Source organism: Dactylosporangium sp. CA-139066 (assembly GCF_050936175.1).
GTDB lineage: Bacteria > Actinomycetota > Actinomycetes > Mycobacteriales > Micromonosporaceae > Dactylosporangium.
On record NZ_JBNJNH010000001.1, the window covers coordinates 6,542,307 to 6,555,957 of the forward strand.

General features: G+C 73.2%; 16 protein-coding genes and 1 tRNA gene. 16 read left to right on the forward strand and 1 reads right to left on the reverse strand.

The window, feature by feature from the left end; genetic code table 11:
• Nucleotides 1–76 precede the first annotated feature (76 nt).
• From ACQEVU_RS30055 to ACQEVU_RS30085, 7 genes are read left to right on the forward strand one after another with little or no spacing between them, the layout of a single operon-like run.
• Nucleotides 77–808: a hypothetical protein gene (locus tag ACQEVU_RS30055; RefSeq protein ID WP_433329372.1), complete on the forward strand. Its 732-nt coding sequence runs from the start codon at nt 77–79 to the stop codon at nt 806–808.
• Nucleotides 809–818: 10 nt separating this feature from the next.
• Nucleotides 819–1,355: a hypothetical protein gene (locus ACQEVU_RS30060; protein WP_433329374.1), complete on the forward strand. Its 537-nt coding sequence runs from the start codon at nt 819–821 to the stop codon at nt 1,353–1,355.
• Entirely contained in the window at nt 1,321–1,893 is a 573-nt protein-coding gene (locus ACQEVU_RS30065; protein ID WP_433329376.1) for a hypothetical protein, read from the forward strand. Before ACQEVU_RS30060 ends, ACQEVU_RS30065 begins: the two co-directional genes overlap by 35 nt.
• A gap of 1 nt (nt 1,894) precedes the next feature.
• The gene (locus ACQEVU_RS30070) at nt 1,895–2,089 is read left to right on the forward strand and encodes a hypothetical protein (RefSeq protein WP_433329378.1); all 195 of its coding nucleotides are present in this window, start codon (nt 1,895–1,897) and stop codon (nt 2,087–2,089) included.
• Nucleotides 2,090–2,107: 18 nt separating this feature from the next.
• Nucleotides 2,108–2,671, forward strand: a complete 564-nt coding sequence (locus ACQEVU_RS30075) for a hypothetical protein (protein ID WP_433329380.1) — start codon at nt 2,108–2,110, stop codon at nt 2,669–2,671.
• Between the two features lie 60 nt (nt 2,672–2,731).
• On the forward strand, nt 2,732–3,259 hold the full coding sequence (locus ACQEVU_RS30080; protein WP_433329382.1) for an RNA polymerase sigma factor: 528 nt from the start codon (nt 2,732–2,734) through the stop codon (nt 3,257–3,259).
• The gene (locus ACQEVU_RS30085) at nt 3,246–3,920 is read left to right on the forward strand and encodes a hypothetical protein (protein WP_433329383.1); all 675 of its coding nucleotides are present in this window, start codon (nt 3,246–3,248) and stop codon (nt 3,918–3,920) included. Before ACQEVU_RS30080 ends, ACQEVU_RS30085 begins: the two co-directional genes overlap by 14 nt.
• Nucleotide 3,921: 1 nt before the next feature.
• Here ACQEVU_RS30085 and ACQEVU_RS30090 read toward each other — a convergent pair whose 3' ends face one another.
• A complete protein-coding gene (locus ACQEVU_RS30090; RefSeq protein ID WP_433329385.1) occupies nt 3,922–4,614 on the reverse strand; it encodes a hypothetical protein in 693 nt (230 codons plus the stop codon).
• A gap of 276 nt (nt 4,615–4,890) precedes the next feature.
• On the opposite strand from ACQEVU_RS30090, the gene ACQEVU_RS30095 reads away from it, so the two are divergent.
• From ACQEVU_RS30095 to ACQEVU_RS30135, 9 genes are all read left to right on the forward strand, one after another.
• On the forward strand, nt 4,891–5,721 hold the full coding sequence (locus ACQEVU_RS30095; RefSeq protein ID WP_433329387.1) for a hypothetical protein: 831 nt from the start codon (nt 4,891–4,893) through the stop codon (nt 5,719–5,721).
• Nucleotides 5,718–6,170 carry a hypothetical protein gene (locus ACQEVU_RS30100; protein ID WP_433329389.1) on the forward strand — a complete coding sequence of 151 codons (453 nt, stop codon included), beginning with the start codon at nt 5,718–5,720 and terminating at the stop codon, nt 6,168–6,170. The genes ACQEVU_RS30095 and ACQEVU_RS30100 overlap by 4 nt, the downstream gene beginning before the upstream one ends.
• A gap of 10 nt (nt 6,171–6,180) precedes the next feature.
• Complete coding sequence (locus ACQEVU_RS30105; protein ID WP_433329391.1) at nt 6,181–7,122, forward strand: hypothetical protein; 942 nt, start codon at nt 6,181–6,183, stop codon at nt 7,120–7,122.
• Nucleotides 7,119–8,258 (forward strand): peptidoglycan-binding domain-containing protein, encoded by a 1,140-nt coding sequence (locus ACQEVU_RS30110; RefSeq protein ID WP_433329393.1) that lies wholly within the window; start codon nt 7,119–7,121, stop codon nt 8,256–8,258. Before ACQEVU_RS30105 ends, ACQEVU_RS30110 begins: the two co-directional genes overlap by 4 nt.
• Entirely contained in the window at nt 8,251–8,919 is a 669-nt protein-coding gene (locus tag ACQEVU_RS30115; protein WP_433329395.1) for an ABC transporter ATP-binding protein, read from the forward strand. The genes ACQEVU_RS30110 and ACQEVU_RS30115 overlap by 8 nt, the downstream gene beginning before the upstream one ends.
• Nucleotides 8,900–10,105, forward strand: coding sequence for an ABC transporter permease (locus ACQEVU_RS30120; RefSeq protein WP_433329397.1), 1,206 nt, complete (start codon nt 8,900–8,902; stop codon nt 10,103–10,105). Before ACQEVU_RS30115 ends, ACQEVU_RS30120 begins: the two co-directional genes overlap by 20 nt.
• Nucleotides 10,106–10,155: 50 nt before the next feature.
• A tRNA-Met gene (locus tag ACQEVU_RS30125) sits at nt 10,156–10,229 on the forward strand.
• Nucleotides 10,230–10,623: 394 nt separating this feature from the next.
• Nucleotides 10,624–13,248 (forward strand): ATP-binding protein, encoded by a 2,625-nt coding sequence (locus ACQEVU_RS30130; RefSeq protein ID WP_433329399.1) that lies wholly within the window; start codon nt 10,624–10,626, stop codon nt 13,246–13,248.
• A gap of 183 nt (nt 13,249–13,431) precedes the next feature.
• Nucleotides 13,432–13,581 (forward strand): hypothetical protein, encoded by a 150-nt coding sequence (locus tag ACQEVU_RS30135; RefSeq protein WP_433329401.1) that lies wholly within the window; start codon nt 13,432–13,434, stop codon nt 13,579–13,581.
• Nucleotides 13,582–13,651 lie beyond the last annotated feature (70 nt).

Sequence of the window (13,651 nt, forward strand, 5' to 3'; positions counted from 1 at the left end):
GGCGCGGATATAGAGCAAGCGCTATTCCTTGTACTGTCGGGCTGGCCCAGGTGAGCTACGGCGACAGGAGGCAGGGATGGCACAGCGGCTGCGGTTGCTCGCCCCGAGCGGGCAGCAGGTCGACATCGGGCTGGCCGACGGGCCGAAGGTCGGCGCCGTCGGGACGCACATCCGCTTCGCAGGTGGATCGCTCGCCCGCGGATTTCAGATCGGCCCGCGCGGGTACCACCAGTTCGCCGGGACCTACGTCGTGCCGGCGACGACCGTGGACCGCTTCGTCGTGCACGGCCGCGAGGTCGTGGTCTCACGGCAGGAGAACGGCGCCGGGGCGGTGGCCACCCTGATGGGCGACTACCACGAGCTCATGACCGTGTTCGGTGGTCCGGCGCCGCGTCGTGAGGTCGTGATCAACCTGTTCTCGGCCCTGGAGATCGAGGATCACCCGGAAGGCATGCTGGTGCGCCCGACCTCGAGCATGCTGCTCGACTCGGTGCTGGAGCAGATCGTCGTCTCGGTCGCCGGGCGGGGCACGGTCAACACGATGAGCCCGCAGCAGGCGCGGTCCGTGCTCCCCGTGCACCAGGGCCAGGCCACCCGCTACGGCGAGGTGTGGCGGGGGGCGCGCCCGGGCGTGCAGAGCCCCTCCGCCCTGACCGACTACACCTACTTCATGGGCTTCCCCCGGGGATTCGGCGAGGTGCACTTCGCGCCCGGCGCCGGGGTGACCGACGCCGCCCTGCTCGCCTGGCTGGACGAGGTCCAGGTCGACTGGACGGACGCGGCGGACGCCGCGCCGGCCGGGAAGTGAGGGCCGGCAGATGCCCGCGACGACCGCGCTGCTGGTGTTGACCTGGCTGACGATCGCCCTGCTGTTCCTGGCGCTCGGCGCGACCGTGCGCTCCCTGCGGCTGCTGCAGGCCCGGGTCGACCGGCACGCGACCGAGTTCGCCGCGACGCGGACCGCGATGCGGATCGCCGGCACCGGCACCGCCCGGATCGTGCTGGCGGCCGACTCCGGCTGCGCGCTGTGCGGGGCAGTCGCCGAACGGCTGTCGCGGCTGGCGGACCGGTTGCCGGCTCCGCTGTCGCTCATGACGTACGAGCAGGCCGACGCGTGGGCGGGCCGGGTCGACACCGACCGGTTGCCCGTGGTCAGCGACCCGGTGTCGTGGCAGGAGATCGCCCATCTGTCTCCGCCGGTCCTGCTGCTGGTCGCCGCCGACGGTGAGGTGCAGCGGCTGTTTCTCCCGGTCGACGTCGCAGGCGTCGACCGGGTCCTGAACGAGTGGTCCCTAGCGATGAACCGGGGAGTGGAAGCCGATGCCGTACACGCTGGAACAGATTCCGTTCGCTGACGTCGTCCCGGCCGACGCGCCGCGGACGCGGGCCCTCAGCGGCCTGCCGGCCACCTCGAACCGGCGGGTCGTCCTGCGCGCGCTGACGCTCGGCGCGCTGACGGTCGGCGCCGTGGTGGCCGACCTCGGCTCCCGCCTCGTGCCGGGAGGCGGTGGCGTGGCCCACGCCGAGACCGGCCCGGGCGGTCTGCTCGGCTGGGACCGCAACGACTGCCAGGACGCCTACCCGGGCGGGTACGGTGAACAGGCGGACAACGTCGGGGCCTACACCGGGTACCAGGCGGCCTGCTTCGGCGGCGACTACCGCGGCAGCACCTACTGCGCGTCGGGCTGGCACCGGTCCGACACCGTGTACGACGCGCCCGTGCACTACACCTACGCGCCGTCGTCGAGCTACTGCGGCAGTAACGGACGGTACAAGAACGCCTGGCGGTGGACCACGCCGTCGAACGGACTCTGGTGGCGCTGCTCCGACGGGCACATGACGGTGAGCGCGGGCGGCAGCAGCTACACCTACTTCACGATCTGCCGGTACTGAGATGACCGACACCGCGCGGGGCCGCTCCCGGGCGCGACCGTTCTGGCACCCGCGTGTCCTCGCGGGTGCCGTCGTCGTCGCCGCCGTGGTGGCGGTCATCGCGCGGACAGCCGGGCTCGCCCCCGGCTGGACCGTGCTCGCCTGCTGGCTGGCGGCCGGGGCGAGTGCCGGCTTCGCGGCCAGCGGATCCACTTGAAGCCGCAACTCCGCCTCGGTGCTGGGCTCGCCGGTCTGGCGGGGCGCACCGACCTACGCCTTCTGCGCCGGCCTGCTCGCCGGCGGGACGGCGATGTGCCTGCTCCTGCTCGTGCTGGGCTCGCTGCTGCGGGCGCCGCTGCCCGGGTGGGTCCGGGTCGCGATCGTGGCCGGGTGGTACCTCGTGCTGCTGGCGCGTGAGCTCGGTGTGCTGCGGTTCCGGCTGCCCGAGAATCGCCGGTTGGTTCCGGAGACCGTGTTCCGCCTCGGCCGGTTCATCGGTCCGTTCCAGTTCGGGCTCGAGATGGGCACCGGAGCCCGGACGTACCTGCCGACCGGCCTGCCGTACGCGCTGGCGGTCACCGTCGCGCTGGTCGCCTCGCCGGTCGCCGCGGCCGTGGCCGGGCTGGGCTTCGGGCTGGGCCGGTCCCTGATGCTGCTGGCCAACCTCGGCTACGACCGGGAAGGCGGCTGGGACGTGCAGTGGCAGACGTACCATCGGCAGATCACGGCCGCGCTCATCGTCGCGTTCACCGCGACGCTCGCGGTGGCGGTCCTGATTGCGGTGAACTGGATCCGTTGACGGTGTAACGCCGTGTCGGGCTGGGGCGTCGTAACAGGTGACCGGGGAGGTGCCGAAGGCGTGGACGACAGCGAGTGGGCCGGCTTCACCGCCTTCGTGCGGGCAACGCTGCCGGCACTGGGTGCGTTCGCCCGTGCGCTGACCGGCGACCGTGACGACGCGCAGGACCTGGTCCAGGACACGCTGGTCCGGCTCGCCCGGGCCTGGCGGACGCTCGAGCGGGCCAGCAACCCGCAGGCGTACGCCAAGACCACCATGGTGCGGCTGCACGTCACCGGACTGCGCCGAATCCAGCGCTGGCGACGGTGGATGCCGGTCGAGGCCGCCTCGCGCCGGGACGGCCCGGACCCGGCGATCGACCGGATCGTCGAGCGGGACGGCTTGCAGGCGGCGCTGCGCAACCTGCCGCCGTCGCAGCGGGCCGTGCTCGTGCTGACCTACTTCGACGACGACGATGACGTCACGATCGGACGGATGCTGCGGCGCAGCCCTGGATCGGTCCGGGTCCTCCGGCATCGCGCCCTCGGCCGGCTGCGGGCCGCGCTGGCATCGTCGGAAGCCGCGGAGGCGATTCGTGAACAGCTCTGACGACCTGGAGCGCCGGTTGCGCCGCGAGCTCACCGCCGACCGCCAGGCGCTGCCGTTGTCGACCGAGGTGGTGATATCGCATGTGGAACGTGAACTGCATCGCGGACGCCTGATGCAACGCACCGGCGCGGTGCTCGGCGCGGCGGTCGTCGCCGCCGCGATCATCGTCACGATCGGTCTGCTCGCCCGGCCCGGTGGATCCACCCGGCCGCAGCCCGGTGATCCGGCGGCCACCCGGACCACCGGCTCCGTGGCGGCGCCCACGGCGGCGGCGCCGCTCGCGCTGCGCGGCGTGGCGGACGCGCTGACCGGCGTGGCCGACGTGGACGGCGCGGCCCTGCGCGAGCCGGCGCTCAAGGTGCTGCCCAGGGACGGTCGCCGAGCGGCGTTCGTGCGGTCCGGCGGTTCGACGGCCGACGTGTGGCGGGTTGTCGTCGTCGAGGACGGCGCACAGGATCAGGGCCTGCCCGGCGTGCCGCTCGACCTTCCCGCGTCCTGGAACACGGGCGGTCAGTTCCTGCTGACCGACGACGGCTCGACGCTCTACCTCAAGGCATGGCAGCCCGATGGCCACCGGTGGTTCATCGCGGTCACCGGCGCGACGGAGGCGGCCCGCCTGGAGATGGCGCGGCCGATCGTGCAGCAGAACTTCAAGATGTGAGTCAGGCGGACCGGGCGAGGCGGGGGACGAGCAGATCGAGGTGTTCGGGGCGCACGATGCCGCGCCGCAGCGTCGTGCGCACCAGCAGCTCGCGTCGCCACGGGCCGCTTCGCTCGCCGTCCGGGTCGGCGGTGCCGGCCAGCGCGAGCTTGCCGAACACGTGGTCCAGATGGTCGCGGGCGCCCCTCGGCGTGGTCGGCACCCCGGCCCGGGTCAGCATCCCGGCGATCGTCGCGGTGCTCGGCAGCCGGGCGTCCGATCCGCCGTGCATGCGAGAGGCGCACAGCGCGACGAGTGCGCGGAAGTAGGCCGTGCCCTCGTCGAGCACCGGTTCGTAGGCGACCTGCGGGCACGACACGGTGGCCGGAGCGAGCTGCGGTTCGGGGCCGAACACGGTGAGGGCCGGCCGGCCGCCGCTGATCACCGTGGCGAGCTCGAACGGCACGGGCATCGCCATCCGGCCGCTGGGGACGGCGATGTGCTCCGCCGGTGCCTCCAAATTCGAAACGGTACAGCTGACCTCGGAATGCAGGTTTCCGATCCGCCACATCGTCTCCTCCGCGATGATGCGCACGGCGATGGTGATGGCCGGATGCACCCTGACGTCGAAGGTGCAGCTGTTACAACGGCATGATCCGAACGTGGCGGACCGGCCGGGTGGCAGATCGACGATTTCTTCCGCTCCGGTGGTCATGACTGTAAGGCCCGACTTCATGCGATTCCCCCATAGAACGCATTCGGTGGCGACGGGCTGCATGCTGCTTTTGAGCGCCGAAGCTTACGACCCAGCAATATCGGCGTCAATGGATCGCGGTCCGCTCGGAGGCGGATGGCGGGCCCTGCTCGTTTGGGCGAGGTTCATCGGTGATGAGGACCATGGATCGCCGTACCGCTCGTCGCGGCCGCGCTGGCGGCGGCGGGATGCGCCCACCCGCCCACCGCCGAGCCGGTCGCGCTGCGGGTCGGCCGGTTGCCCGCCGTCGGCGCCCCGGCCGATCAGCTCCTCGAGTGGGCCGAACTGCTCCTGGCGGGACGGTGCATGGCGGCCAACGGCTTCCGGTTCACGGTGGACTGGACCGCACCCGCCGTCGATGACGGCGTATCGGCCGTGCGGCCGTACGGCAGCGACGACGCCACCGCGGCCGCGGCGAACGGGTACGGCATCACGGCGGAGATGCGGCTGGACAAGGACGACCCGAACCGCTCCTACCGTTCGGCGCTGAGCCCCGAGCGCCGGCTGCGGTACGACGAGACGTTCTTCGGCGCCGGCGACGACACGACCAGCGCCGACACCGCCGACGGCCTGCGGTACACGACCAGTCGCACCGGCTGCCTGGCCGACGCACGCCGCGCCCTCTACGGCGACCTCGACCGCTGGGTCGCCCTCGACGTCTGGGCGTCCGACCTGGACGCGCAGATCGTGCCGGTGGTGCGAGCGGACCCGGCGTACCGGGCGGCGCTCGACGTGTGGCGCGGGTGCATGTCCGGGCACGGCTTCGACCTCGCCGACCCGGACGCGGCCCGGGCCGCCGCGCTGGCGCACTACCGCGCCGCGACGCCGGGCGACGCACAGGAATACGAACGGCAACTCGCCGTCGCCGATGCGGGCTGCTCGCAGCGCAGCGGGCTGCGAGCGACCGGCGACCGGCTGCACCAGGCGCAGCTCGCCCGCCTCGCCGGTGCGCGGACCGGCGACGCCGAGGAGTACCGCGCGATCAAGACCGAGGCGGTGCGCAAGGCACAGAGCCTGCGCGACGATCTGCGCGCCGCCGGTGGACCGTCCTCAGGAGGCAGCAGGTGAAACGACACAGATCGGCGGCCCTGATCACCGCCGTCGCCACGGCGGCGACGCTGGTCGCCACGGCGCAACCCGCTCAGGCGGCCGACGCGTACTACGAGCACTACGGCAATGCGAACTGCCAAGGCGGCTACGTATGCGCGTGGGTGTGGGAGGACTACAGCGGATACGCGATCGGTTTCTACAACGACGCCTGGGACTATGCGTCCATTCCGAGCGCCTACCGGTACATCAACAACAACAGCCGCTCCTGGGAGGACCACGGCCTGAGCACGTACGGCAATGTGCGTTTCTTCGACGCGGCCGGCGGCAGCGGGCGGAACAAATGCCTCAAGAAGGGCTACAGCGTCTCGCGCCAAGCCGACATGAACGATCTGATTTCGGCGCATGTCTGGACGAGTACCTGCAGCGGGTACACGCTGTTCAGCGAACAGTTCGTGGTCTGGCCGTAGGTCGACGTCGATGCGTATTGGTCGGGTGGTGTGCGCGGCATGGCTCGGCGTGCTGTGCTGCGCCGCCGCCTGCTCCGCACCGCCGGGTGCGCCGGCGGCCGGCGGCCCGGCCGGCCCGGGCGCCTCGGCGAGCCCTGTCGCCAAGGTCCTGCCCGAGGTGTGGTCCCTGCTGGACGAGGCGGAGGCGGCCAAGGGCAAGGCAGTCACGCGGTGCATGGAGCTCCGCGGCTTCACCGTGCATCCGGCTTCGCCCGCCAAGGCGGGCACCCAGCATGCCGCCGACGCCTACCCGTACCGCGACGGTGCGCCGACGCTGGAGCAGGCCCAGCGCAACGGGTACGGGCTGCAGCGACAACCATCGGACGAAACGCCTCCGCCGGCCCAGGCCTCGGCGTACGACCGGTTGCCGCAGGCCGAGCGCGACCGCTACCAGGCGGCGCTCGGCACCTGGGCGCAGTACACGCTCGCCGACGGGTCGAAGCTGCGGATGCGGCGCGGCGGCTGCGACGAAGAGGTCATGACGAGCATGTACGGGGATCTCCAGCGGTACTTCCGGCTCGTCGCCGTCGCCGGGGACATGAGCAGCCGGCTGCGGTCGGCCGGCGAGGCCGACGAGCGGGTCGTCGCGGCGACGAAGCGCTGGACCTCGTGCATGGCGGCCGCCGGCTACCCCGGCCTGGAGTCCGTCGACGACGCGGAAGCGACCGCCGTGAGCTATCACTGGCCGCGCAACGCGCCGGCGCCGAGCTTCGAGGACGCCGAGCGCAACGAGATCGCGCTGGCCGTCGCCGACGCGAAGTGTTCCGAGACCTCGCAGGTGGACCGGGTGCTGCGGTCGGCGTGGACGGAGCACGCTCAGCAGTACCTGCGCGACCACGACACCGAGTTCGTCGCGCTGCGGGAGCTGCTGCACGCTGCGGTGATCGCCGCCCAGCGGCTGCTCGGCGCATGAGCGGGGCCGGGAACCACGGGCCCGGACGCGGCCGGGGCTGGGCGCTGGCCGGCTTTGTCGCCTGCCTCGCGCTCGCCAGCGTGGCCGCCGTGCAGTCGGCCGGTCGGGCCAGAACGCCGGCGCAGAGCGCGGCCCGGGCCGCGCCTCCCCCACCGTCGGTGGTGACCGTCGCCGTCGAGGCGGGCGAGCTGATCGACGCCACCGCCTACGACGGGCAGCTGCAGCGGGAGTTCGAGGTCGACGTGCCGGCACCGGCCCGGGTGGCCGGTGCGGCGGCCCTCGTGGTCACCGCGACGCCGATGGTCGCCGGCGGGCCGGTGCGGTCCGGCCAGGTTCTGGTCGAGGTGTCCGGGCGGCCGGTCATCGCCTTGTCCGGGGCGTTTCCGGCGTACCGCGACCTGACCGCCGGCGACACCGGGCGCGACGTGCGGCAGCTGCAGGCCGCGCTGGGCAGCCCGGTCACCGGCACGTTCACGGCCAGGACGGAGGCGGACGTCGAGCGCATGTACCGGCGGGCCGGATATGCCCCCGTCATGATCGACGTCCCGGCGACCGCCACCGCCCCGGCCGCCCGGCACGTGCAGGTGCCGGCGGGCGAGCTGGCGTTCGTGCCAGGCCTGCCGGCGGAGATCGGCACGGTACGGGTCCGGCTGGGCGGCACCGCGACCGGATCGCTGCTGTCAGTGGTGACCGGCGCCTGGCAGGTGCGCGTGCCGCTGGCCGGGGACCGGCCGGCGCCCGCCGAAGCGGGGGTTGCGTTGCGGCTGGGCGCCGGGCCGTTCGAGGGCCGCCCGGCGACGCCGGACGGCGTCGTCGATGTACCCGGACGCGACCCCGCGTCGCCGCCGACCCAGGCGGCCGTGATGACGATCGGGGGCGGCGCGGCGCCCGCCTCCGCGCACGTCGGCGACGCCCAGCAGGTGATCGCCGAGCGGGCGCACAGCCCGGCCGGTTCGCTGATCGTGCCGTTGTCGGCGCTGTGGACCGCGGCCGACGGGACCGTCAACCTGACGCTGGAGTCAGGCGTCCAGGTGCCGGTGACGATCTCGGTCCGGGCCAACGGCCGATCCGCCGTGGTGCCGGTCACGCCGGGCGCGCTGCGGGCCGGCGATCGGGTGCGGGTCAGCGATGGCTGAGCCGCTGGTGGAGGCCGTGGGCGTGGCGCGGACCTTCGCCGGGCCGCCGCCGGTCACCGCCCTGCGCGAGGCCAACCTGCACGTCCGCGGCGGGGAACTGGTCGCGATCGTCGGGCCCTCGGGGTCCGGCAAATCTACGCTGCTCAACCTGCTCGGTCTGCTGGACACTCCGACCGCCGGTGAGCTCAGGCTGGCCGGGCGGGCCGTGCACGGACTGCCGGAGCGCGCCCGCACGGCGCTGCGGGCGCGCCGGATCGGCTTCGTCTTCCAGGCATTTCACCTGGTCGGGCACCTCGACTGCGTGCAGAACGTGATGCTGCCGATGGTGCACTCCGGGCAGTCGCGTCCCGGCCGCCGGGCCAGAGCGGTGGCCGCGCTGGAGTCGGTGGGTCTGGGCCATCGGACCGCCGCGCGACCCGCAACCCTGTCCGGCGGCGAGCGGCAGCGGGTCGCCATCGCGCGGGCGATCGTGCACGAGCCGGTGCTCCTGCTCTGCGACGAGCCCACCGGCAACCTCGACCAGAACGCCACGCTGGCGATCCTCGCGCTGCTGCGGGAGACGGTCGGGCCCGAGCGCGCCGTCGTCGTGGTGACGCACGAGCAGGCGGTACGCGAGGTCGCCGACCGGACGCTGGAAGTGCGTGACGGCCGTGTCGGCTGAGCCGGGTCCGCGCCCACGGACCGCGGTGCTGGACGTGCTGCATCAGGCGTGGCTGGCCGTGGCCGGCCGGCCGTTCCGGTCGCTGCTGACTGCGGCCGGAGTCGCCCTCGGGGTGGCCGCGACCACCGCCACGCTGGGGGTCACGGCGACCGCGGCGGCCGCCATCTCCGACCGCTTCGACGCGGTACGGGCGACGCAGGTCTCGGTCCGCTGGCCCGAGGACCTGCCACGACCCGAGGCCGGCCGGGCCGCCGGCCTGCGGCGGCTGAACGGCGTCGTCGGCGCCGGACTGCTGTGCGAGGCGACCGGCGACCGCCACCGGGTTGCCACGCTCGACGGTGCCGGCGGCGGTTCGGCCAACGTGATCGCGGCGCAGCCGGACGCGTTGGCGGCGCTGCACGTCACCATGGTCGCCGGCCGGGCGTTCGACGCCGGGCACGGCGTGCGTCGCGACCCGGTGCTGCTGCTCGACACGGTCGCGGCGCGGCGGCTGCACGTCGAGGCGCCCGGTCGCATGATCTTCCTCGACGGCCGGGCGACGCTGGTCCTGGGCGTCTTCACCGCCCCGGTCGGCGACATCCGGCTCACCGCGGCGGTGGTGGTGCCGTACGAGACCTGCCTGGACGAACGGAACCGCTTCGACCGGTTCGGCCCGGCGAGCGCGGTGATCAGCACGCGGCTGGGCGCCGCGGACCAGGTCGCCGCCGAGGCGCGCCTGGTCCTCGCGCCCGAGGCGCCCGACCGGCTGGCCGCGCTCGTGCCGCCGGACCTCAGGACGTTTCGGCAGGGCGTGGAGCGGGACACCGCGGCGCTGTTCCTCGGCCTGTCGATCGTGTCACTCACCATCGCGGCGCTGAGCGTGTCGAACACGACGTTCGTGGCCGTGCTCGAGCGGCGCGCCGAGATCGGCCTCCGCCGGGCGGTCGGTGCATCCCGGCGGGCCGTGATGATGCAGTTCATCGTCGAGTCCAGCATCCTGGGCGTCACGGGCGGCCTGGCCGGCACACTGGCCGGCATCGACGTGGTGAGCGGTGTGGCACTCGCCGAGGACTGGCTGCTGGTGCTGGACCCTCGGGTCCTGATCAGCGGTCCGCTGGTCGGACTGCTGGTTGGAGCCGTCGCCGGCATGTATCCGGCGTGGACCGCCGGCCGGGTCGAGCCGGCCGGCACCCTGCGCGGCGAATGAGGAGCCGATTTGGGGATCTGTGCCCGGCTGCGCTAGATTTCTGCCTGCGACGCGGGGTGGAGCAGTTCGGTAGCTCGCTGGGCTCATAACCCAGAGGTCACAGGTTCAAATCCTGTCTCCGCTACAAAGAAATGCAGGTCAGGACGCGGTTCCCGAATTCGGGAACCGCGTTTTTGATCTCCGTCCGGGCGCTGGGCAACCGTGCTTGGTTGCATGCCGTGACGCGTGGTGCCGGTCTCAGGCGTGTTGCATTGCCGGCGTCATAGCCACGGTTCAGCCGCAGGTCAGTGGCCGTCCTGTCCGCCGCCGATTCGGGCCATGCCGGCGGGGCGGGTGGCGTACCGTCTTGAAGGAGTACGCGTCGGTGGACCCTCGGCGCGGTGGGTGACCGCCCCGCGAACTGGCCTCCGCTGTGCCTCTGCCGTTCCGGACTCGGCGGCGGCCGGCACACCTGCCGGGAAGGTAGCCGCCACATGAGCACGCCGGAGCCCGGCAGGGCAGTGAGCACACAGCGACCGGTGAGGACCGGGCGCCGCCGGTGGCCGTTGCGGTCATACCTCGTCGCGCTGCTGGTGCTGTTCGTGGTCACCGCCGGGGCCGGCATCTACGCGGGCTGGGTACAGGCCCGCAACGATGCCGTGTCCGCCGCCCGGGCGGACGCGTCCATGGCGGCCGACCTCGCGGCCCGGCAGATCGGCGAGAACCTCGCCACCGTGCGCGGCACCGTCGAGTCCGTCGCTTCAAGCCCGGGCGTGGCGCAGGTTTTCGCCAATCCGGACGCCTGCCAGCTGGCGTTCTCGCTCGGCGGTGCCGATGACGGGCACCTGGACGTCCTGCGCCCCGACGGGACCGTCGCGTGCTCCTCCCGGCCGGCGGCCGCCGGCCAGACGGCGAACACCTACGCCGGCGCCTCCTGGCTGCCCGGCGCGGTGCGCACACCACAGGCCGTCGCTCCGGTCCGCGACGACCGCACCGGACGACCCGCCTTCCTGGTCACCGCCGTCGTCCCCGGGCTCGGACTGGTGGCGGCATTCGTCGACCTGACCGCACTGGGCAATGCGGCCGGAGACCTGTTCGGCGGGACCCGCCACCTCGAGTTCCTCATCACCACCAAGGACCACGCCACCGTGCTGACGCGGTGGCCCGACGGGCTGCGCTGGGCCGGCACGGCGGTCAGCGGCACGCGGCTCAGAACGACCGGCCTCGGCGTCGACGTGACCGGGCTGCCCCGGCTGTACGGGCGGGCGGCCGTCGAGGACACCGGCTGGCAGGTCTTCGCCGGCGCGGACCGGGCGGCGGCGCTGGCCGACGCCGACCGGCTCGCGCGGCGCCAGGCCCTGATCGCCGCGCTCGGCCTGTTCGCGGGGCTGCTGGCCATGGTGGTCGTGCAGCGGCGCGTCACCACCCCGATCGGCAACCTCCGCACCGCCGTGCGCGCCGCCACCGCGTCCGGCAACCTGGACACGACCGTCTCGGTCACCGGCCCCCGGGAGGTCGCCGAGCTCGGCGAGGAGTTCACGACCCTGCTGGCCACCGTCGACCGGGAACTGCAGGAGCGGCGCCGGGCGGAGGAGGCCGCCCGGGAACACGAACGCAACTACCGGCAGATGTTCGAGGCCAGCCCGAACCCGGTCGTCCTCTTCGACGCCGACACGCTCGACATCGTCGCCGTCAACCCCGCCGCCGTGGCGTACTACGGCCGGCCCGGCGACACCCTCCTCACCATGACCTACACCGGCCTGCTCGCGCCGGACGACGGCGACAGCGCGAACGCCGCCGGCGCGGCCGCCGAGCCGGTCGAGCGCGACCGGCCGCAACGCCACATCAAGCACGACGGCACGATCGCCGAGGTGAGCGTGACCACCTACCCGACGTCGTTCGCCGGGCGGAAGGTCCGCTGCGCCGTCATCACCGACGTCACCGAGCGCGAGCACCTGCAACGGCGGCTGCGCCAGTCCGACCGGCTGGAGAGCCTCGGCCAGCTCGCCGCCGGTGTCGCACACGACTTCAACAACCTCCTCGGCATCATCAACGGCTACGCCGGCATGGCCGCCGCCGACCTGGAACCGGTGGCCGCCGCGGACCCCGCCTGGCGAACCCTGCACGCCGACCTCACCGAGATCGTCGCCGCCGGCGACCGCGCGACCGCGCTCACCCGGCAACTGCTGTCCTTCGCCCGCGCCGATCCCGCGCCCGAGACCCGGCCCCTGGACCTCAACACCGTCGTCACCGAACTCGACACGCTGCTGCGACGCTCCCTCGGCGAGGACATCGCCCTCATCACCGACCTCACCGCCCAGCCGTGGCGGATCAAGGCCGACCCCGGCCGCCTCGAGCAGGTGCTGGTGAACCTCGCGGTCAACGCCCGCGACGCCATGCCCGGCGGCGGCACCCTCACCATCGAGACCGCCCCGGTCACCGTCGACGAGCACTACGCGGCCCAGCACCCCGGCGTGCGCACCGGCCGGTACATGCAGCTGAGGGTCAGCGACAGCGGCACCGGCATGGACAAGGCCACCCTGGAACGGGCCTTCGAACCCTTCTTCACCACGAAACCCAAGGGTCACGGCACCGGCCTCGGCCTGGCGACCATCTACGGCATCATCACCCAGGCCGGCGGGCACGCGCAGATCTACTCCGAGCTCGGCCACGGCACCACCATCACCGCGCTGCTGCCCGCCACCGACGACCTCGCCGAACCGGACACCGCGCCCGTGCAGCGCCACCGGCCCGGCGCCGGCGAGACGATCCTGCTCGTCGAGGACGACGACAGCCTCCGGGCGATCACCGAGCGCATCCTGCACAACGCCGGCTACACCGTCCTGTCCGCCGCGACGGTCGCCGATGCCCAGCACCTCGCCCGGACCCACCCCGGCCTCGCGCTGCTGCTCACCGACGTGATCCTGCCCGACATGCACGGACCCGCTCTCGCCTCCGCCCTGCACGGCACCCACCCCGGGTTGCCCGTCATCTACCTGTCCGGGTACACCGAGACGATCCTCGCCACCCGCAGTACCATCCCGGCCGGCTCGACCCTGCTCACCAAACCGGTCAGTGCGCACCAGCTCCTGCACACCGTCGCCCGCGTCCTGGACCACGCGGCCGCGGAAGGCCCGAGCCCGGTATCACGGCACGCCGAGTAGTACTCCACGGCCGTCGGAGACGGACGCGCGGCCCGGGCGGTTGCGGTGGCGGCCGGGTCGGCGACGCTCAGAGGCCGGCCAGGGACTCCCGGGCCGCCGCCGGCGCCGTTGCGGGCAGGTGGGTGCGAATGCGGCGTGGCGGGGAGAGGTGGCGGACAGCCGGGTCAGGCCACGGCGCGGGCGGTGCGGCGGGCGAGCATCAAGACGCTGCTCAAGCAGCACCTGCCGCACCTGCTGCGGGCGGCGAGCGCGATCAGCTCCGACTGGGCGGTGTGGCAGTCGCGCCCACAGCTGGACGTGCCCGCCCTCCAGACCTCACCCGCGGGCGCCTGATCTCCACGCGGACGCGGCGCCTGCGCCATCGATTTCGTGGCCTCGCCGACGACGAACTGGCCAGGAGAAC